This is a genomic window from Ohtaekwangia kribbensis, from assembly GCF_042676245.1.
Taxonomy (GTDB): Bacteria; Bacteroidota; Bacteroidia; order Cytophagales; family Cyclobacteriaceae; genus Ohtaekwangia; species Ohtaekwangia kribbensis.
Genome location: NZ_JBHTKA010000015.1, coordinates 120,249 through 140,880, shown reverse-complemented (window position 1 = coordinate 140,880; position 20,632 = coordinate 120,249). Strand labels below are relative to the sequence as shown.

Below are 20,632 nucleotides of genomic sequence, written 5' to 3'. Positions count from 1 at the left end.
AAATGTAGTTGTAAAAAATTTAACTCTTGATCGCAGTTACTTCAATCTCAACAAGATATTCCGGATCGATCAGTGCACTGATCTCGATCATGGACGTAGCCGGCTTTATGTCTTTGAAGAATTCACCGTGTGCTTTTCCTACTGCCTCCCATTGTGATATATCGGTAACAAACATACGGGTGCGCACAACATCGCGCATCGTGAACCCCGCCTGTTGCAAAACTTTATCGATCTTCTCCAGGATAAACCTGGTCTGCTTGTAAAAATCTCCCTGACCTACTACACCTTGTTCATCGGCCGCAACCGTTCCGGATACTTCAAGATGATTACCAATCAATACGGCACGTGAGTAACCTACTATGTCTTCCCACTTGGCACCAGAAGAGAAATTTTTTCGTTGCATGTATGTGAATCGTATTTTTGAAATGAATGAGCAAGTTAACCAACGAAGATCATAAACGGTATAGCCGGCACCTTGTGTTGCAGGATTTTGGTACGAAAGGCCAACAAAAACTAAAAGATGCAAAAGTACTCGTTGTCGGTGCCGGGGGACTGGGCTCGCCTGCCCTGCTCTACCTCGCTGCTGCCGGCATTGGTACGATTGGTATTGTTGATGGTGACACGTTGGATATTTCTAACCTGCAGCGACAAGTGCTTTATACCGAGGCCGATATAGGGCGATCAAAAGCCCTCGCTGCCATCGATCGGTTAAAGGCGCTTAACAGCGCAATACAACTCCTGGGCTACACCTTCGCGCTGCGTGCCGAGAACGCGCTCGATGTTATCCGGAACTATGATGTGGTGCTGGATGGCACCGACAACTTCCCGACACGTTACCTGATCAATGATGCATGTGTGCTGCTCGGTAAACCTTTTGTATACGGATCTATACTTCGGTTTGAAGGACAAGTGGCAGTATTCAATTATAGGGATGCTGCCGGTAACTTCAGTGCCAATTACCGTGATCTCTTTCCGCAGCCGCCTGATCCTGCCAGCACTCCGAATTGTGAACAGGCCGGTGTGCTTGGTGTGTTGCCAGGTATGATCGGCTGTATGCAGGCCAATGAAGTCATCAAGATTGTTGCCGGCATAGGCGAACCGCTTGCCAACAAACTGTTACTGCTCGACAGTGCTACCCTGGAACAGAATATTATCACGATTGCCGACCGGCAAGCCCGCCATAGCATAAAACATTTAGTGGATTATGATGAATTTTGTGGCATTAATGACGGGAAAAATAAATCTTTGAACCTTAATCACGAGAATACAATGAAAGAAGTAACCGTACAGGAGTTAAAAGAGCTCATGGACTCCAAAGCAGATTTTCAATTGATCGATGTACGTGAACCACATGAATTCGACATCTGCAATCTGGGAGGCGAACTGATTCCTCAGGCAGAAGTGCCGCACAGCATTGACAGAATTGAAAAAGATAAACAGGTAATTGTTCATTGTCGCAGCGGTGCACGCAGTGGCAACATGGTGCAGTGGCTTGAAAAAAATCACGGCTTTACTAATCTCTATAATTTGAAAGGCGGCATTCTCGCCTGGGCGAAGGAGATTGATCCGGATATGCCTACGTACTAGGTTTTAGCCGTTCGTGAAATATAAAATCCAAACCACTGAGAACACGAAGAAGGCACAGAAGTCACGAAGAAAAAATCTCTCCGTGACTTCTGTACCTTCTTAGCGGTTTGGATTTATACCCGTTCAATAAAGGAGAATGTCACCGTATAGTATTACTCTCTGACGACATCAATTATATCCTTCTTCTCGAACATTTTAACAATATCGTCTTTCAAGATCGGGTATGATTCAGTGCTATAGGTTGAGTCGCCCTGAGCTATTAGTTCCGTTAAACTACGGGCTTGTGTTGCTACATAATTATTTTGAAAAACGATAATTGTATCACCGTTAACTCGCGACACCTTCAATAAACTATATTGTCCTTCTTCGGTTTTAACTTTGTAAACATCACCTTTCGTTGGCGATTGGATGAATACCTTGTTGTTCTCATCCTTTTTGTATTCTTCTATTATTGAATACATAACTAAAACAGCAATCAAAGCCACGCCCGTATATATCCAAAGGGGAGTTTTTAGGTGATACTTGATCTCGTCATAAGCTGTTTTAGAGGCAAATCGAATTTCACCACCATTCACTAATTCGTTCCTGCAATGACTGCATTGAGTCACATATTCCCTGCCTGCAGGAAAAGTAGGTATCCAGAATACATGAACATATTTCTGAAAAGCACTTAATTGAAGGCTGTTACTCGTACCACAGTTCTTACATTGTCCTGAAATATTCTGCGTTGTTAAATGAGTGGACTTCGTTCCGAAAATAATCATATCAATACTAATTCATTCTTTACCCGACACAACGATTAACGGATAACGATCCGATGCGTAGCCACATCATCCCCCCACTTGATACGCAATATATACAGTCCCGAAGCGAGTGATTCTACACTCAAGGTATATGCGGGATTCTCTTTTGAGAAACTCAAGTCACCTGTAAATAGCAATTGTCCTTTCGGGGATATAAATTCAATCTGGCATGTTGATACTTCGGAAGTGCTATAGGGTTTAATGGACAAAGTATCATCGACCACCGGATTGGGATATACTCTGAACGGATTTTCGCGCATGGATTGCAGCAGTGTTTCTACGGTGAGGTAATTCGGTATACCGTAGCCCAGTAAATTATCAGGCGTGCTGGCCTGCGAACCGGATTGCCGGACTATATCCAGTAATTCTTTATTGGTAAGTGATGGGTACTGTTGCCATATACCTGTTACGAGACTTGTGATGATTGGTGCTGCCAGCGATGTGCCGGAAGCTGAACCAACCGCGCCACTCGGAAGTATAACACTTGTGTTGGAGCCCATGGCTGCTACATCTGGCTTAATAACACCATCAATCGCAGGACTCGGTCCTTTGGAGCTGGATGCTACCCGAACGCCTGTGCTCGTTACAGATGCTACGGCCAGTACATCTTCTGCATCGGCCGGTGCTGTAATAATTTGCCACGAGCCTGCTCCTTCATTACCGGCACTGCATACTACTACTATACCGCGGTCGGCTGCCCATTGTGCGGCACGCGTTATCACGGCAGTCTTTCCGTTCATGGCAGCTTTGGTATAGTCCATCGATGCGTCATCAAACGTATTATACCCTAGTGATGAATTGATCACATCAACCCCTGCACTGTCAGCCATCTCGGCAGCGAACAGCCAGTTATACTCTTCTATTCTATATTCGGTGTTTACATCTTCAGTAACAAAAAGCTGGTAGCTTGCTTTATAGGCGCCACCGGTATAGGTTCCCTCCTGGTAGGCTGCAATTACCGAGAACACTTCAGCACCATGTTCATCGTACTGAAATATATCTTTCGTATTGTATACAAGATCGTGTGATACGGTCAGGTCAATGCGGTTCTCAGCGAAGAGTGGCTGAAAGGGCTCATTTACATTCACCCCTTGAAAACCACTGTCAAATATACCTACGATCATTCCTTCACCGCGGTTGCCGTCTGCATGCATATCATCAATGCCTACCATGCCGAGTTGTGTTTGGGTAATGTCTGCTACTTTCGAGGTGCGCGCGCGGGGGTTGGATTTCTTTCGACCATTCGTCATAAGCTTGGCGTTGGGTGCCACATATTCCACACGCTCTACAAATGACAAACCTGTTAGCGTTGCTATAAGGGATGCATCGCATTGAACCAAAACACCATTGAGCCACCGTGTTTTATAAAAGACATCCGCTCCGGCATCTTTCAAGGCCTGTATATAGGCTATATTTACCGGCAGATCCTGCTCGGTAACCGATATACCCTGTTGTTCTCTGCGGTTGATAGCCCGTTGCGACAGAAATTCAGAAGGATTGGAAATGCTATAGGGCGATGCCGCTTTATCTTTAAAAATTACCACATACCGGTTCGTCTGCCCCCACGCAGTAACACTCACAAGCACCAGGCCCACTATATATACTGCTCTACTCCACGCCATACGTTGTAATAGTCTGCTCATAGATGGTACCGCTCTCTACTTTCTGCTGGCCCAGACAATCATCCTGTGTACAATAATGCAGCTGGGTTGTTTCTTTATAAACGAGGCCTATATCTTTTGCATATACCTCTTTGCGCTGATCGAGAAAAACGATAAAGTCGTCATTATCATTTTGATTTACCGTGATGCAATCTTCAAACGTCTGGTTGTTATAGGTCTTGGATACTTTCAATTCTTCCAGCGTATATTCATCTTCACCCAACGTGTTATAGGCATTACCGTCCCACTCCATATTCTGGCGCACCGGTAATTTCAGTTTTACATAACTCACGTTGCCTTCACTCATAACAACTTCTCGCTCGTTCTTCCGCACCGACCAAGTGTCCTGGTACGTCCAGTTATCTGCTGCGATGTTACGCCTGCTGCGGTGGATCACGAACGTGCTGTCTCCCTCGCTGTTTAGAAATTTGTCGACCATGGCAACCTTGAGCTGGTACTGTAAAGTTTCGGGTACACTGAGGGTATATATGATCTCGCTCACATCATAAACGAGGTAAGAACCAGTTTTAAGAGGGAAATACTCGGTACCCGTGCCCGGTGATGTGTCATTATCTGACGAATCGCAGGCGACCACCAGAACGCCCGTGAGGAGGGGTAAAATTAAAAATCTGAGAAAATGCTTCACTGATTAACCATTTTTCTTTAAATCCGCGCTCGAATTTGAACGTAAACAGTTCAAAGTTATTTTTTCCAGAGCATTTTAACTATGGCATTAAAAACATTCGTAAAAGTAGGCAGCATAACCAACCTGAGCGATGCGCGGTATTGCGCAGGCATGGGCGTTGATTTGCTGGGCTTTCGTGTAATAGAAGGACAAGAGAACTACATTAGTCCAAAATCATTTCAGGAAATACGAGGCTGGGTTACCGGGCCGCAGATCGTGGCCGAGGTATATGGTATAACGCACGCTGACCAGCTTGTCGCCATTCTTGAGAATTACCGCCCGGATTACCTTGAGTTCGGTAAAAAAGAGTGGCGGGTATTAAAAGATCACATCAGTCTTCCTTTTATACTTTCCATCGACACAGGCGAAACACTCGCTTCGATTGAAACGGAACCTAATTTTATACTCGTGCATGAGCGCAGCGACCTTGCGCAACTTGCCAACGACCATGAAATATTGCTCACCGTAGAATCAACGGAAAACATCCAGCGCATCGACCAGCAATATATCCATGGCATCGCGCTCAGCGGCAGCAACGAAATCAAACCCGGCCTGAAGCAGTACAACGAACTGTCGGAGATACTGGAGTTGCTGGAAGAGGACAATTGAAATAGCTTGTAAGCTTTGAGTTGCGAGCTGCGAGAATAAAAGGCTACTGGCTGCAAGCTGCTGGAAAAAAACTTCTGGCTGCAAGAAAATCTCTCCCATAATTTTACTTGCATTTTAACTCGAGGCTCACAAGCTGACAGCTCGAAGCTATATATACTATCAGCAGCGGTTCTTCGGTTCGCGGGGGAGTGTTACCGTAAATATAGTTCCCCGGCCTTTGCTGCTGGTTACGTCAATGGAGCCTCCGTTGTTAACTACCATTTCCTTGCAGATCAGCAATCCGATGCCGGTGCCTTTTTCCTGGCGTGTACCTGGTCGGGTGAAGTATTCATCGCGGTGAAATAGCTTTCCTGTTTCTTCTTCGGTCATGCCGATGCCATTGTCTTCAATCATCAGCTTTACGCCATCGCTGTGGACCGTTCCCGAAATTCTGATCATACCTCCCTCCTGCGTAAACTTGATCGCGTTACCGATCAGATTCCGGATAACAATCTCAACCTGGTTTTTATCAGCCCAGGCTATAACGTCAGCTGTCAATTGATTTTCATATGCTATCTTTTTTATCTCGAGGTTTCGCTTCAACTGAGTTACTACGCGATCGGCTATATCTTTCAAAACAATTTTGCCGGGAGTAATCTTAATGTCACCGAGCTGCGTTCGGGCCCACTGCAACAAATTCTCCAACGCATTGCCAGATGCTTTGATCTGATCGTTCAGATCATCCAGTAACTTTCCGAATTGCTCCGCAGTAACACCTCCCATTCGATAGAGATCAACTACGGCTTGCAGGTTTGCGATAGGACCGCGCAGATCGTGACTGATCACCGAGAACAACTGGTCTTTGATACGATTCAGTCTGCCGAGCTCTTCGTTGGAATGAGACAACTCTATATTCAGTTTCTTACGAACTTTGCTGGTATTAAACGCTATATAGGCCAGTATACTCATCAGTATAATAATGATGCAAAAAGCTATCTGCACATACCGGTGCTGACTGATGGTGGCAATATTGGCTTCGTTGATCTGCTGCAGTAGTTCCAGTTCGCTCTGTTTTTGCCGGAATGCCTGCGAAGCCTGCAGTTGTTTGAGATTGCGACTGTTGATAAGCCGTTGCTTTTCTTTACCGATCTGGTGCGATTTGCTCTGATGCTCAAATGCTTTTTTATAGTCACCGATATCACTATATAAATTGGCGTACGATTCGTGGATATAGTCCATCGGGTTAAAAAAGTCATTGAACTTGATCTTACGTCCTTCAATGACAAACTGCGCGCTGTCCAGATAACGAAAGGACATGCGGTAATTTTTCATTAACAGGTAAAGTCTGCCGAGGTGGGCATACGTTTCGATTATATTTTCTGTTTCCGTTGTATTCCTGATCAGTGCCAGGTTACGGTAATAATAATGCAGACTGCTGTCGTAATGCTGTTCACGCAAATGTATACTTCCGATGTTGCCGGCCAGTATCGCAATCCAGGCGGTATCTTTTTTGTTGATAGCAATGTTGTAGGCCTTTCTGAAATCCGGCAGCGCCTGGTCATACATACCTTGTTCGCGAAGGATCAACGCGAGGCCGTTATAGCAATTGATAAGCGTTCGGTGATACAAGGAATCTTTACCTACCGCCAGCGTTTTGCTATAATATTCTTTTGCCTCTTCATAGTTTTCAGCTTTATGTTGTATCAATGCAATCTCAAAATAGCTGAGTGATTCGCCAACCGGTTTGTGCTGTTTTCTAAACAGCATGGCGCTCTCCATGAAATAAACAATAGCGTCATTCATCCGTCCATTGCCAAACATGGTACCGGCCCAGCCGTATACACTGGGTAATATACTTTCAGAAAATGATTTGCTCCGGGCAATGTTTACGATGACCGTAACGTCATCATCTTTAAAAGGCATTTTACCAGCATGAAACAACGTCATCATCTCCCCGAAAATTTTTTCAAATTCCTGCGCGGTAGAAGCGTTTTCGAGTTTTGTTATATACTGTGGAATCGATTGTCCAATGGCCCTGCCTGAAATCAGGTTCACAATGATCACACTGGCAACCATCCATTGCTTCAATTCAGGTGCGGTAAAGTATCGCATAACTTATTCCTAAGTTAATATACTGCGGGATATTAACATACAAGATAGTATATTAAATGATATAATAAGCATGCGTTGCGCATCTGTCAGTTATACCTACATGATAAGCGAACAGCGCTCGAAAAAAGCGTGACGATCTGTTGATGAATGTTTATATTCATGACAAAAAGATGGACAAAACAGAACTGATTCTGTTTCTTACCGCTACCAATCACATCTCGCGTGAAAAGGCTGAAATTATAGCGGATCATTTCAAACCGAAGAGCATTGCCCGGAATCAATTCCTGCTTACGGAAGGTCAGCTCAGCGATGAATACTTTTTTATGCGAAGCGGTTTCCTTCGCGCCTTTGCATATGATACAGATGGCAACGATGTTACCACGAACTTCTATGCCGGCAACCAGGTGGTGTTTGAAGTGTCGTCTTTTTTTAACCGGACTATATCTAAAGAAAATATACAGGCGCTTACGGATTGCGAGGGCTGGTATATTACGTACGCGCAACTCAATATGCTATTCCATTCACTGCAGGAGTTCCGCGAGTTCGGACGCTCGGTGTTGGTTAAAGGATTTGCTTCACTGAAAGTACGCATGCTTTCCATGATCACCGAAACGGCTGAAGAACGTTACGCACACTTGCTGCAGACCAACCCGAAATTGTTTGAGCATGTACCGCTGAAATATATTGCATCGTACCTGGGTATAACCGATTCTTCCTTAAGTCGCATTCGAAAAGAACTTACCAAAAAACAATGATCGTGATTTCTTGTCATTTGGCAAGATTAAAGTCCCGGGCGCGTGTTTCCTTTGTATCAAAATACACTACCCATGGAAACACTACCTCTTTATATAAGTATACTCTTCGGAGTTACCACGCTGCTGACTATATATCTGTTTTATAAAGCCAGCCGAAACTCGAAGGTTTCTATAGTGCTTGTTGCACTTTGGCTGATCTTTCAATCCATCGTATCGCTCACGGGATTTTATACCCATACCGATGCCTTCCCTCCCCGCTTTCCATTGCTGATATTACCACCGTTGCTGCTTATTATATTACTGTTTGTTACCACTATCGGGAAACGCTATATCGACAGCCTCGATCCGAAAGCACTAACGTTGCTGCATGCGATACGTGTGCCGGTCGAGATCGTGCTATATTTACTCTGTCTGCACAAAACTATACCCGAGATCATGACCTTTGAAGGGAGAAACCTCGACATACTTTCTGGTCTTACAGCTCCTGTCATCCATTACTTTGGCTTTGTAACGAAGCGCATCAACAAGCATATAATCCTTCTCTGGAATTTTATCTGCCTGGGCCTGCTGGCTAACATCGTTACAACGGCTATCCTATCCGCCCCGATGCCGTTTCAACAACTTGCGTTCGATCAGCCCAATATAGCCGTGCTATACTTTCCGTTTACCTGGTTGCCTTGCTGTGTGGTTCCGCTCGTGTTATTCGCACACCTTGTTACCATCCGAAAATTACTACTCGATGGAACTACGCGTGCGAGTCGCGTTGTTTCGGTGTAATGGAAATTCATTACATTTGGTAAGCATGCGTATAGAAAATTATTCACCGCGTGATGAACTCAGGCCGTTCATCAAAACATTCACGATCATTGAAAGTGAATCGGGCATGGTGAATAAAATTTTACCGGAAGCATCACTGATCATGGCGTTCCGTTTCAACGGCAGTATACGGTATACGCAGCAGGATGAAACGGGTATTCTGCCGCTCTCGGTAATTTCGGGTGTTCGCAAGTCGCCACGCATCATGGACTATGCAAAGAAGACTTCCATTCTGCTGGTGAAGTTTCATGCGGGAGGCGCAACGGCTTTCTTTCGCGAGCCCCTGCATGAATTGTTTGAGACCAGTATATCGCTGGATGATCTGTTACCGCGTACTGAACTTATATATATTGAAGAGCAACTTGCTGAAGCACGAAGCCATGCTGCACGCATCTCAACGATGGAACGCTTCCTGCTTTCGAAGTTAAGACCTGCTTTACCGGACAGCCTGATCAACCATGCCATTCAAACGATCAGGTCAGCCAACGGGATCATTCGTATACAGGAGCTACTCTCAGATTTACCCATCAGTCGCGATCCGTTTGAGAAAAAGTTCAGACGCATAGTAGGCACATCTCCTAAACAATTTGCAGCGTTACTGCGCATGCGCCATGTTATCGATTCGCATGCCGCTCAGCAAAGTCTGACCGATACCGCGCATGCTGCCGGTTATTTTGATCAGGCACATTTTATAAAAGACTTCAAGTCATTTACAGGTGAAACACCCAACGCTTTCTTCAAGTCTTCCAAGTTCTGGTAGCTTCCCCCTGTAAAAATATTTACTATACCGATAAACTTTTTCGGAATAGCAATCATCATAGCAAAGACGCCTGCGGTGTACATTAACTATTTTACTGTCTATGATGAATCAGATCTTTTGCGTTTTGATGTTGATACCTGTTTCCCTACAGGCGCAGAACAATCAGAAAATTGGTCACGCTGACTGGGAGTATATCTTCAGTCACTTGCCGGAATACAAACAAATTGAAGTTGACTTAAAAACGTACGAGGCTCAATTACAAAACCAGTTAAAACTAAAAACCCAGGAGTTCGAAGCAAAGTATAAATCGTATCAGTCTTTACCGGCTGATACACCCGAAGCTATACGCAAGGATAAGGAATCGGAACTGGCATACCTGCAGGAGAACCTTGAGAATTTCAGACGTAATGCCCAGGCATCCATCGAGAAGAAACAGCATGAACTCATTACACCGGTGTTCACGAAAGTAGGACAAGCTATAGAAGCGGTAGCCACTGAACACGGTTATTCCTATATCATCAACCCGCAAATGCTTGGTGGTGGTGATGTGTTGTTGTTCAGCGATCAGAAGTATAACATCTCGAATCTCGTATTGCAAAAACTGGGCGTAGTACCACCTGCCTCTGAAAAACGGAATTAATTATATACTTACCGGTGATCCAGCCGGTAACGATTATCGCTGGTGCGATGAATGAGATTTATGCCTAACTTCTTCCGGAGGTTCTGGATATATACATCGATGGAGGTATCGAACAGGTATATCTCCGAACCCCATATATTCTGAAGCAGGTTTTCGTGTGAAATTACTTTGCTGGGATTCTGCGCGAAGAAGAACAGCAACTCGAACTCAGGTTTGCTCAGGGTAATTTCGTCATCCCCGATCTGCACCGAATTGGACTTGCGATGAATGCGCAGGTTGCCGATCTTCAGTTCTGCTATACTTTTACGGATCACAAACTTACGCTTCAGTACCGTGGCAACTTTATAGGTAAGCGCACGCAGGCCGATAACTTTCTCGATATAGTCATCACCGCCCGTATCGAGTGCCGCTTCGTGGTAATAATTTTCTGACTTGGCCGTGAGAAAGAATATATAGGTATCGGCAAAGCGTTTCATGCTTCGCAGCTCGCGGCATATTTCGATGCCATTCGGGTGCGGCATCATTATGTCCAGGATAATTAGATCGGGGGAAAAATCTTTTGCCACGGCTACTGCATCCTGGCTTTCATCAATGGTCTTTACCGTAAACCCTTCTTTCTCCAGGTTATACTCCAGTAACTCAAGAATATCCTTATCATCATCAACCACCAGTACCCGGAAATGTTTTTTCTCTCTCATAACTTTTCTTCTCCAGGCAAAATACAAGACAAACGTTACCGGATGTTTATATGGGGATTACGAAATGTTGAAATATAGCTGAAAATAGCTTTGAGTTGTGAGCTGCATGCTACAAGTAAAATCACTGCGCAGATACTAATGTCTCTGCGCAGTGTATCTATAGAAAAGTAATTTAACGGATAACCTGTAACGAATACCGGACAACGATATATAGTATATCAGCTTCTACCCAGCTTCACGGCCCGTTCTACGGCTTCGGCAGTAACGTTATCATATTGTACCGTGACGCGCTTGTCGGTTTCAATCCACTCTACGATCTTCTCTATGTTTCGCTTGCGCATTTTTTTCAGTACGGGTACACCGAGTTGTTTCAGGGATGCGGCATTGTAATGCTGTTCCAACTGCGATTTCATAGGCACCACCATTAACTTCTTGCCCAGGTATAAAGCTTCGGCCGGTGTTTCAAAACCCGCACCGCACAGTACGCCTTTTGCAGATGTCATGCTCTCGGCAAATTCATCTTTATTAACCGGGTATACAGAAAGTTTACCGATGTGATACGGCTTTTTTGCGTGCTTTGAGAAAATGTGCCACTTTATCTTCGGGATCTTCGCCAGTAACGGCACCAGCTTCTTATCATCGTACGAAGGGAGATATACGGTATAATGTTCCTTTTCTACATTGTTACTCTCCCGCACAGCAGAGCGGATAACCGGTGTATATATATTCTTGTCGTAGCGCTCAAAGTGGAACGATACATACTTTTCAACGGGCGCGTAGTTATGCAACACCCATTCTCCTACGGGATCTATCTTCTTCGGTGTTGGCACTTTCGATGAAAGCAATGCCGACTGATGGCTGAGTCCCACGCAGGGTATATCGCGCTTGCGACAAGCCCACGCACTGATTGGTTCAAAGTCGTTTATGACCAGGTCGTATTTCTCCACCGGGAATTTCTTGATCTCTTTATATACCTCTTTGGAGCTGTTTTGCTTGAAGGTTCGCAGGAAATCTATACCCCCGCTCTTTCCGAAAAAGAAACTGAGACCTTTGGATTTATACTTTACCGGATAGGGTAATTTTATATCGGCCTGGGCACCACTGATGAACAGATCGAGGTCGCCATACTGTTGCAGCACCGGGATGACATCTTCCGCGCGGGCCAGGTGACCGTTACCTGTACCTTGAATAGCAAATAGGATTTTCACTTTTTAACCGTTAAAAATTCGTTGACAAGGTCGCGAAAAATTTCATCGTTATCGAGCCTGTCACCTCGAAATCGTTTCGGTAATTTTATGGCCTGGGCAACTTTATCTTCGGCATACCTATAAATGCTCCAGTTCGTACCATCATATTCCAGGCACGAAAGGTTCTCAATCCAGTCGCCTGAGTTCAGGTACATCACTTCACCTTTATCGGTGGCGATTCTTTTCATTTCAGGGTGATGGATATGGCCGCACACAACATAGTCATAACCATTTTCAATGGCTATATCTCCGGCAGTTTTCTCAAAGTCGTTGATAAACTTTACAGCAGACTTCACACTATCTTTCACGCGCTTGGAAAGCGATATCTTTTCCCTCCCTAATTTCAGCAAAAACCAGTTGACCATGGTGTTGATCAGGATGAGCGTATCATAACCAATGGCTCCCAACTTGGCAAGCCACTTGGAGTATTGCATGGTAACATCAAATACATCACCATGAAAAACCCAGGCACGTTTGCCGTTTAGTTTTAGTACAATTTTATTGTCGATAACAAATGAGCCTAGACGCAGGCCGGCAAACTTGCGCAGCATTTCATCGTGGTTACCGGTAAGATATATTACTTTGGTATTTTTGGAGAGCAGGCCCATAATGTGCTTGATCACCTGCATGTGCGACTTGGGCCAGTAGCGTTTACTGAACTGCCACATGTCGATGATGTCGCCATTGAGTATAACTTTCTTCGGCTTGATGGTTTTGAGATAACGCAACAACTCCTCCGCATGACAGCCGTAGGTGCCAAGGTGTATATCTGATAAAATGACGAGTTCCAGCTCTCGTTTCTTTTTCTTGCCCATTGGTTATAAATAATGATTCCCCAAGACACGAATGTCTCTCGGGGAATCCCCAAACCTATGAAGAAGTTCTTTGCTGCAAAGGTAAAGTGCCATTGTGAATTGAGATGATCTTGGTTGTTATGAAATTGTTAACGGATATTCGTTATTGATTATATCCACGGTTAATTTTATTACTTGTCAGTCACGTAATCTCCTGTTAAGAACTAACAAAATGTAAGCAAACATAATCCAATTTCGGCCTGAAAAAAATCTAAACATCAAACGCTATCTTCTTTACATTACGCTTCCTGGTTTTACACTATATATATACTATAATTTTGCGATCACTGTTATATAAAAATATCCGTAAAACCTGTATTCGATAATCATCAACATCAGATCCGTGTTGGCAGACCTGGAGCCTGGAATAAAATTATAGGATTTCTTCGCTCGAAAATTTGTATATTCATCTGCTGTGTTTGCACGCACCAATATGCTCAGGAACCACTTCCTACGTACGCTATTGCTTTGCTCTTTTTTGATGAACGAAGCTTTCTCCCAATCTCCGTTGGAAAAAGTTAAATTCTCGAGGATAGCGGCTGCGTTATCAAACCCGCATGTGTCAAGCATCCTGCAAGATTCACGTGGTTTTTTGTGGATCGGTACAGAAGACGGACTCAACCGGTTCGATGGTTATGAGATAACGGTGTATCGAAATATTCCGAATGATACAACGAGTCTGTCGAAAAATGTTATTCTTAAATTGTTTGAAGACAAACGTGGTGTACTGTGGGTGAGCACAAGCAGTGGTGGTCTTCACATCTATAATCGTGAGCAGGATAATTTCAAACGACTGCCGCAATACTCGTTTGACTGCGAGGTAGCTGAATTCCACGAAGACGATACCAGTGTATGGATTGCAGGTTTACGTCATGACAAAGCTTTTGCTGAACAAATAAGTAAGCGAAACGGTCGTAATCAATACTACGAACTTCTCAATTCACGCAACCCGGTACACGCCCTCATCCCGGCATCTGATCATGAGTTCTGGGTGGGAGTTCGTGGAGTCGGACTCTTTCGCTGGAATTTGAAAGAGAAATATATACGTCAGCAAGGCCCTCCGATAAGGCTTCAGCGGGCTGTAAAAGATGGCAATAACAATTTATGGGTTGCCGCACGCGGAGGAGTACAAAAATATGATATAGCGAGGAATAAATATATACTCTATAATTCAGGCACCACTCCTGCCCTGCCGATAGACGATGTATTGAATGTTTGCATGGACAGAAATTACCTTTGGATCGGCACAGAAAATGGCGGCCTCTGCAGGCTGAATACCATTACCAATGAATTACTAACATTTCAAGCCAGCAAAAATGATCCGGAATCGCTGCCGGATAATTCCATTCACGCACTCTATAAAGACCGCGAGGGACGCGTATGGGTAGGCACCTTTTCCAATGGTGTAGCAGTTATAGACAGGATGCATGAAAAATTCATGGAGGTTGATATACCCATGGAAAACAACAACGTAAAAGCGATCATACTTGACTCGAAGAACCGCTTATGGGTTGGCACAGAAGGCGGATTAATCATGAAATCGGCGAGCGGTATAAAATACTATAAACATACAACTGCCAAAGAAAGTCTGCAGGCTAATCCTGTACTTGCTATATACGAGGATACACAACAACGTATCTGGATAGGTACCTGGGGAGGCGGCCTCAATCGCTATGATGAGGTACACGACAACTTCGTGCACTATATGCCGGATGAAAAACGCAGAGGTTCTCTTTCCAATCCCAATGTATTTGCCATATCACAATCCAGTAAAACGCATGAGATACTGGTTGGCACGTATGATGGTCTGAATGTACTATCCGATGAACGTGCAGGTACTTTCGAATATATCCGAGAAAGGCAATTTGAATTCAACAACTATATACATACTATATACGAAGACAAAAAAGGAAATATCTGGATAGGCACCATCGAAGAGCTATTACAATACGATCCTGCAAAAAAAAGTCTGACGCGGTTTGAGACAGCAACACACCCGGACTCGGTACAGGTAAGTGGTCTGTGTACCAGTATATTTGAAGACAGCCAGGGGCGGCTGTGGGTTGGTACCCGTAAAGGTCTGCATCTTCTCATCAATGGCACGTTCAAAAAGAGATATACTACGCGCGATGGATTACGTAACAATATGATACAGGCTATGCTCGAAGATGATCATGGTAACTTGTGGCTGAGCACCTCGGCCGGCATATCGCGGTTCAATCCCGACACGGGTATATTTCGAAATTACGATGTCGCCGATGGTTTACCCAGCAACGACTATAAAGCCAACGCAAGCCTTCGGTATAGGAACAATCAATTCCTCTTTGGCGGTAAAGGCATTACTGTTTTCAATCCCGACAGCGTGCGCGACAATCTCTTTGCACCGGGAGTTTTCATAACTGAACTCGGCATTCTCAATGAACCTGTCAGACCGGGTGATCTCGGAGGTATATTGCAACGGCAGATCAGCGAAACGAAAATACTGACACTTCCTCCCGAGTATAACTTCTTTTCGTTAAAATATGTAGCGCTCAATTTTACCGCTCCCGATAAAAATCAGTATGCCTATAAACTCGAGGGTTTTCATTCCGATTGGAATTATGTAGGCGACCAGCGATCGGTTATGTTTACCAACCTTGATCCGAATATATATACTTTCAGGGTAAAAGCCAGTAACAACGATGGCGTCTGGAATGAACAAGGTGCTACCCTGGTAATCCGTATACTGCCACCGTGGTGGGGCACATGGTGGGCAAAACTGACCGGTATATTTGTGCTCACAGCAGTTGCTGTCGCTATCTATAAATTGCGCGTTCGTAACATCAAACGGCATAACAGGATGTTGGAGCTACAGGTACAGAAGCGAACCGAAGAACTGGAACAACAGAATGAAGAACTGATTCAGAGCCAGGAAGAAATATCGGCACAACGCGATATCGTATCAGCACAAAATGTGGAGCTGCAAAAAGCCCGTGAGACAATCGAGAAACAGAACGAAGAAATAACATTACGAAACGAAACACTCGAGGCACAGGTTGAAGAACGAACACGTGATTTGGTTGAATATAATCAGCAACTGGAACAGTTCGCTTTCATCTCGGCTCATAACTTGCGCGCACCTGTAGCGAGGATACTGGGCCTCGGTCATATATTGAACATCTGTCACAACGATTTGAAAGAGGCCATGATGATTGTGGATAAGATTGTATTTACCACAGAAGAGCTCGATCGTGTTGTAAAAGATCTCAACACCGTGCTCGAAGCGCGGAGAAACTCGGCATCGGTAATTGCACCTGTGAACCTGGAAGAAGAGTTGCGCCTCATCAAGATAAACATGGAGAAAGAGATACAGGACACACAAACTATATTTGTCGAAGATTTCTCGAACGGTGCTACGGTCTGGACTGTGAAGGCTTACCTCGATAGTATATTACTGAACCTGATCGGCAATGCCATTAAATATAGGCACCCGGAAAGAAAGCCGGTCGTGAGCATTCGCTCGGAAGTAAAGGATAATTACTTTCACGTAACGATACAAGACAATGGACTCGGTATGGACACGGCCTTATATAAGGACAAGATCTTTACACTATATCGCCGTTTTCATTTACATATTGAAGGAAAAGGCATGGGCCTATATTTGGTTAAAACGCAGATGACCGCGATGGGTGGCAAAGTTGATGTGGAAAGTAAACCTGATGAAGGCTCAACCTTTCATCTCTTTTTTAAACATACTCCCGGAGCGGGTGGGTAATGCGCATGGGTGTTTATTAACAATGATCACTTCCCCGCTTTCTCCACGAGTAATTTCTCGCATACTACGTTACTCAAAACTTCGCGGCATTTTTTCAGGTATGTAATGGTCATGCTTCCATCATACTTTTCGATAGATTCGATTTTGATGACTACACCGAGATGTAGTTTCTTGCCGTTTAAGAATATCAGGAAGTCTTCGGATGAATGTGTTAGTGCCGATAGGCTTACTGTATCGCCAGGCTTGCAGTCTGAAAGTTTTTGATACGATTTCCAAACGATCTTTCCATTCTTATCGGGGATGGGAGATCCGTGCGGATCAATCGTAGGATTACCCAACAGTTCATCCATTCGATCAAAGAATGCTGGTGACTGAATGTGCTCAATCTGCTCAGCTATTTCATGCACTACCTCCCAGCCAAATCCCATTTTCTCAACCAGGAACATTTCGGTAAGTCTGTGCTTTCGTATTACCAGTGCAGCCTCACGCTTACCTTTAGCTGTAAGCGAAATGGGTTTATACTTTTCATAGTTTACAAGCCCTTGCTTGCAAAGGTTCCGAACCATGCTGTTTACCGTAGGTGTACTTACCTCAAGTACATTGCTTAAGTCGGTTGCACTGATCTCCCCCTGCTCATTGGCCAGGTTAAATAAAGCTTTCAGGTAATTCTCCTCTGTTTGCGAAGCCATCAACTCTTTCCGTAATTATAGTTATCGGTTATACCGCTAATTGTTATCCGTTTTTCAGCTGTAATTGTCAAAGATATAAATATTTCTCAGCGGAATAATTTGTTAGATAAATCTAACTTTATAATTTTATTAATATAAATTTTAATTTAACAATAATGAAAATAAATATTTTTACAACTCTTATTATTATATACCACATTCAGGCCTTTGGACAGGCCGGGACTATTTCCGGAAAAGTTACCGAACATGGGCAGCCCCTACCTTTTGTCAGTATTATGGTGAAGGGCTCTTCACTCGCAGACGTTACAGATGAATCCGGCATATTTACCATTCGCAACATTCCGTTTGGACATTATACTGTGACAACTTCTGCTGTAGGATATGAACCGCAGAGCCGTGAGGTGTCTCTGTCTGAAAAGAATGAGACCATTACACTCGATTTTATATTGAAGGAATCGGTATCTGAATTGCAGGAAGTAGTGATATCCGGCACCATGAAAGAAGTAAGTCGTATGGACAGCCCGGTGCCGGTGGAAGTATATACTTCCTCTTTTTTCAGAGCTAACCCCACTCCTTCCCTGTTCGAATCTTTGCAAAATATAAATGGCGTCAGGCCGCAGCTTAACTGTAACGTCTGCAATACGGGCGATATTCATATCAATGGCCTGGAAGGTCCTTATACCATGATCCTTATTGACGGTATGCCTATCGTGAGCGGACTGTCCACGGTGTATGGTCTCACCGGTATACCGCAGGCATTGATTGAGCGTATGGAAATTGTGAAAGGTCCTGCCTCTACACTCTATGGCTCGGAAGCTGTCGGTGGACTGATCAACGTTATTACAAAGAACCCCGCGCGCGCTCCTATACTATCCGTTGACGTAATGGGATCATCGTGGGCGGAAGTAAATACCGACCTCGGCATTAAATTTAACCACGGTGAAAAAGCGCAGAGTTTATTGGGCGTAAATTACTTCAACTATCAAAACCGCATCGATAACAATCACGATAACTTTACAGATGTTACGCTGCAAAACAGAATTTCCGTTTTCAACAAGTGGAAAATACAACGCAAGGATAACAAAACATTGTCAATAGCCGCGCGGTATAATTATGAAGACCGCTGGGGAGGCGATATGCGATGGACACCTGAATACCGGGGAAGTGATGAAATTTATGGTGAAAGTATATATACAAGTCGCTGGGAAACGTTTGGCATTTACCAACTGCCAGTAGAAGAGAATATAAATTTTCAATTCAGTGCCAACGGACACAACCAGAATTCATTCTATGGAACAACGTCTTACGATGCCGATCAATATATAGCATTTGGACAACTAACCTGGAACAAGCAACTTGGACAGCGCCATGCTGTATTACTGGGTACAGCCTACCGGTATACCTTCTATGACGACAACACGCCTGCCACGGTGGGGACAGACGGTAATAACCCTTCTGTTACATCTCTGCCGGGTGTTTTCGCGCAGGATCAAATCAAGCTGAGCGAATTCAACGACCTTTTGCTGGGTGTTCGCTACGATCACAACAGTGTTCATGGCGCTATCTTTTCACCTCGGCTAAACTATAAATGGACAACGCGCAACAAACAAACTGTTGTGAGACTTAGCGCAGGAAATGGTTACCGTGTAGCGAATGTCTTTACCGAAGACCATGCTGCACTGACAGGCGCCCGGCAAGTAATATTTACCGAATCGCTAAAGCCGGAAACATCGTGGAACACTAACCTGAACGTTGTGAAAAAGATATATACTGCAACCGGCACTTTTATAGGTATCGATGCAAGCGCGTTCTATACATACTTTACCAACCGCATTATTCCGGACTATGAAACAGATCCCAACAAAATCATCTATAGCAACCTGGATGGCTCGGCTGTATCCAAAGGTGTGTCAATGAACGTTGATGTATCCTGGGCGAACGGCTTAAAAATACTGGCCGGGTTTACAGCGCAGGACGTAGTGGTAACTGAAAACGGTGAAACCTATCAGCAGCTGCTAACTGAACGGTTCTCGGGTGTGTGGAATGCAGGATATACTTTCGGGAATTCTGGTTTTTCGATTGACTATACCGGCAATGTATATGGCCCGATGCGACTTCCTTTACTGGGAGAACTCGACAACCGCGCGGAGTATTCTCCATGGTGGAGTATACAGAACATTCAGGTCACACGGAAATTTCAAAAAGGCTGGGAAGTATATGGAGGTATTAAAAACCTGTTAAACTATACGCCACCGGTCAATAGTATAGCACGTCCGTTTGATCCGTTTGATCGCTATGTACAGTTCGATGGCAATGGACAGGTGGTAGCAACGGCCGACAATCCGCATGCGCTTACGTTCGATCCCTCCTATGTATTTGCACCCAACCAGGGTATACGCGGATTTATCGGGGCACGCTACACCTTAAATCAGCCGTGACCAGCCTGCAGTCTTTGTATCTGGCGTCTAGCCAATCAGTTGCTTCTTTCGTTCACAACGCTTGATGGAGTCTGCAGCAGTTTCGATGCTCTTGGCATCGAACGAGTTTTGTATATGCAGGCGGAAGTAGTGAATGGCATCGTCAAGTTTACCCTGTGCTTCGCGGAGCAATCCATATTCATTGTAGATAGTTGCATAGCTGATGCCGGATACTTTGATGGCGAGTTCGAGTACACGCTCGAGGTCGTCATACTTGCGAAGTGTAGAAAGACAATAGCAATAGTTGTAGTATGCTGCCGGGTATTCGGGCGAGAATTTTATGGCGAGCCGGTAATGTTCTTCGGCCTGCGCATAGTTTTTAAATTTAGTTTCGTAGAGCCAACCCAGGTGATTATGTGCTTTTCCGAAATCAGGTGCTTCCGCCAGTATCTCTTCCAACAGGTGTGCTGCTTCACTTAATCGTCCTTCACTGATCATGCGGTCAGCACTCAGGAATTTTTCTTCGAGGTAAAAATTAGTCGTGTCGCTCATAACCGAAAGTTAAA

18 protein-coding genes are annotated in these 20,632 nt (G+C 44.4%); 8 read left to right on the top strand and 10 right to left on the bottom strand.

Going from position 1 to position 20,632, the window contains the following annotated elements; all coding sequences use genetic code 11:
* Positions 1-19: 19 nt before the first annotated feature.
* Positions 20-403, bottom strand: a complete 384-nt coding sequence (locus tag ACFQ21_RS27465) for a RidA family protein (protein WP_377585264.1) — start codon at positions 401-403, stop codon at positions 20-22.
* Between the two features lie 26 nt (positions 404-429).
* On the opposite strand from ACFQ21_RS27465, the gene moeB reads away from it, so the two are divergent.
* Complete coding sequence (gene moeB / locus ACFQ21_RS27460) at positions 430-1,587, top strand: molybdopterin-synthase adenylyltransferase MoeB (protein ID WP_377585261.1); 1,158 nt, start codon at positions 430-432, stop codon at positions 1,585-1,587.
* A 152-nt stretch (positions 1,588-1,739) separates the two neighbouring features.
* Here the strand turns inward: moeB and ACFQ21_RS27455 are convergent, their stop codons facing one another.
* From ACFQ21_RS27455 to ACFQ21_RS27445, 3 genes are read right to left on the bottom strand one after another with little or no spacing between them, the layout of a single operon-like run.
* Positions 1,740-2,351, bottom strand: a complete 612-nt coding sequence (locus tag ACFQ21_RS27455; RefSeq protein WP_377585258.1) for a hypothetical protein — start codon at positions 2,349-2,351, stop codon at positions 1,740-1,742.
* Positions 2,352-2,386: 35 nt separating this feature from the next.
* Complete coding sequence (locus ACFQ21_RS27450) at positions 2,387-4,033, bottom strand: S8 family peptidase (protein ID WP_377585255.1); 1,647 nt, start codon at positions 4,031-4,033, stop codon at positions 2,387-2,389.
* On the bottom strand, positions 3,999-4,697 hold the full coding sequence (locus ACFQ21_RS27445; RefSeq protein ID WP_377585252.1) for a hypothetical protein: 699 nt from the start codon (positions 4,695-4,697) through the stop codon (positions 3,999-4,001). The genes ACFQ21_RS27450 and ACFQ21_RS27445 overlap by 35 nt, the downstream gene beginning before the upstream one ends.
* A gap of 81 nt (positions 4,698-4,778) precedes the next feature.
* On the opposite strand from ACFQ21_RS27445, the gene ACFQ21_RS27440 reads away from it, so the two are divergent.
* The gene (locus ACFQ21_RS27440; protein WP_377585250.1) at positions 4,779-5,345 is read left to right on the top strand and encodes an N-(5'-phosphoribosyl)anthranilate isomerase; all 567 of its coding nucleotides are present in this window, start codon (positions 4,779-4,781) and stop codon (positions 5,343-5,345) included.
* Positions 5,346-5,504: 159 nt separating this feature from the next.
* Here the strand turns inward: ACFQ21_RS27440 and ACFQ21_RS27435 are convergent, their stop codons facing one another.
* A complete protein-coding gene (locus ACFQ21_RS27435; protein ID WP_377585247.1) occupies positions 5,505-7,436 on the bottom strand; it encodes a tetratricopeptide repeat-containing sensor histidine kinase in 1,932 nt (643 codons plus the stop codon).
* 170 nt (positions 7,437-7,606) lie between these two features.
* On the opposite strand from ACFQ21_RS27435, the gene ACFQ21_RS27430 reads away from it, so the two are divergent.
* The 4 genes from ACFQ21_RS27430 to ACFQ21_RS27415 all read left to right on the top strand — a co-directional run bounded on the left by ACFQ21_RS27430 (position 7,607) and on the right by ACFQ21_RS27415 (position 10,407).
* Positions 7,607-8,191, top strand: a complete 585-nt coding sequence (locus ACFQ21_RS27430) for a Crp/Fnr family transcriptional regulator (RefSeq protein ID WP_377585244.1) — start codon at positions 7,607-7,609, stop codon at positions 8,189-8,191.
* A 72-nt stretch (positions 8,192-8,263) separates the two neighbouring features.
* On the top strand, positions 8,264-8,968 hold the full coding sequence (locus tag ACFQ21_RS27425) for a hypothetical protein (protein WP_377585241.1): 705 nt from the start codon (positions 8,264-8,266) through the stop codon (positions 8,966-8,968).
* A 25-nt stretch (positions 8,969-8,993) separates the two neighbouring features.
* A complete protein-coding gene (locus tag ACFQ21_RS27420) occupies positions 8,994-9,767 on the top strand; it encodes a helix-turn-helix domain-containing protein (RefSeq protein ID WP_377585238.1) in 774 nt (257 codons plus the stop codon).
* Between the two features lie 100 nt (positions 9,768-9,867).
* Positions 9,868-10,407 carry an OmpH family outer membrane protein gene (locus ACFQ21_RS27415; RefSeq protein ID WP_377585235.1) on the top strand — a complete coding sequence of 180 codons (540 nt, stop codon included), beginning with the start codon at positions 9,868-9,870 and terminating at the stop codon, positions 10,405-10,407.
* Between the two features lie 8 nt (positions 10,408-10,415).
* Here the strand turns inward: ACFQ21_RS27415 and ACFQ21_RS27410 are convergent, their stop codons facing one another.
* The 3 genes from ACFQ21_RS27410 to ACFQ21_RS27400 all read right to left on the bottom strand — a co-directional run bounded on the left by ACFQ21_RS27410 (position 10,416) and on the right by ACFQ21_RS27400 (position 13,167).
* Entirely contained in the window at positions 10,416-11,105 is a 690-nt protein-coding gene (locus tag ACFQ21_RS27410) for a response regulator transcription factor (protein ID WP_377585232.1), read from the bottom strand.
* A 218-nt stretch (positions 11,106-11,323) separates the two neighbouring features.
* On the bottom strand, positions 11,324-12,313 hold the full coding sequence (locus tag ACFQ21_RS27405; protein WP_377585229.1) for a glycosyltransferase family protein: 990 nt from the start codon (positions 12,311-12,313) through the stop codon (positions 11,324-11,326).
* A complete protein-coding gene (locus ACFQ21_RS27400; protein ID WP_377585226.1) occupies positions 12,310-13,167 on the bottom strand; it encodes a UDP-2,3-diacylglucosamine diphosphatase in 858 nt (285 codons plus the stop codon). Before ACFQ21_RS27400 ends, ACFQ21_RS27405 begins: the two co-directional genes overlap by 4 nt.
* A 520-nt stretch (positions 13,168-13,687) precedes the next feature.
* Between ACFQ21_RS27400 and ACFQ21_RS27395 the strand changes: the two genes are divergently transcribed.
* Entirely contained in the window at positions 13,688-16,960 is a 3,273-nt protein-coding gene (locus ACFQ21_RS27395) for a two-component regulator propeller domain-containing protein (protein WP_377585224.1), read from the top strand.
* Positions 16,961-16,986: 26 nt separating this feature from the next.
* On the opposite strand, the gene ACFQ21_RS27390 is transcribed toward ACFQ21_RS27395, so the two are convergent.
* Positions 16,987-17,649 carry a metal-dependent transcriptional regulator gene (locus ACFQ21_RS27390; RefSeq protein WP_377585221.1) on the bottom strand — a complete coding sequence of 221 codons (663 nt, stop codon included), beginning with the start codon at positions 17,647-17,649 and terminating at the stop codon, positions 16,987-16,989.
* A gap of 155 nt (positions 17,650-17,804) precedes the next feature.
* On the opposite strand from ACFQ21_RS27390, the gene ACFQ21_RS27385 reads away from it, so the two are divergent.
* Entirely contained in the window at positions 17,805-20,087 is a 2,283-nt protein-coding gene (locus tag ACFQ21_RS27385) for a TonB-dependent receptor (RefSeq protein WP_377585218.1), read from the top strand.
* Between the two features lie 27 nt (positions 20,088-20,114).
* Here the strand turns inward: ACFQ21_RS27385 and ACFQ21_RS27380 are convergent, their stop codons facing one another.
* Positions 20,115-20,618, bottom strand: a complete 504-nt coding sequence (locus ACFQ21_RS27380; RefSeq protein WP_377585215.1) for a tetratricopeptide repeat protein — start codon at positions 20,616-20,618, stop codon at positions 20,115-20,117.
* Positions 20,619-20,632 lie beyond the last annotated feature (14 nt).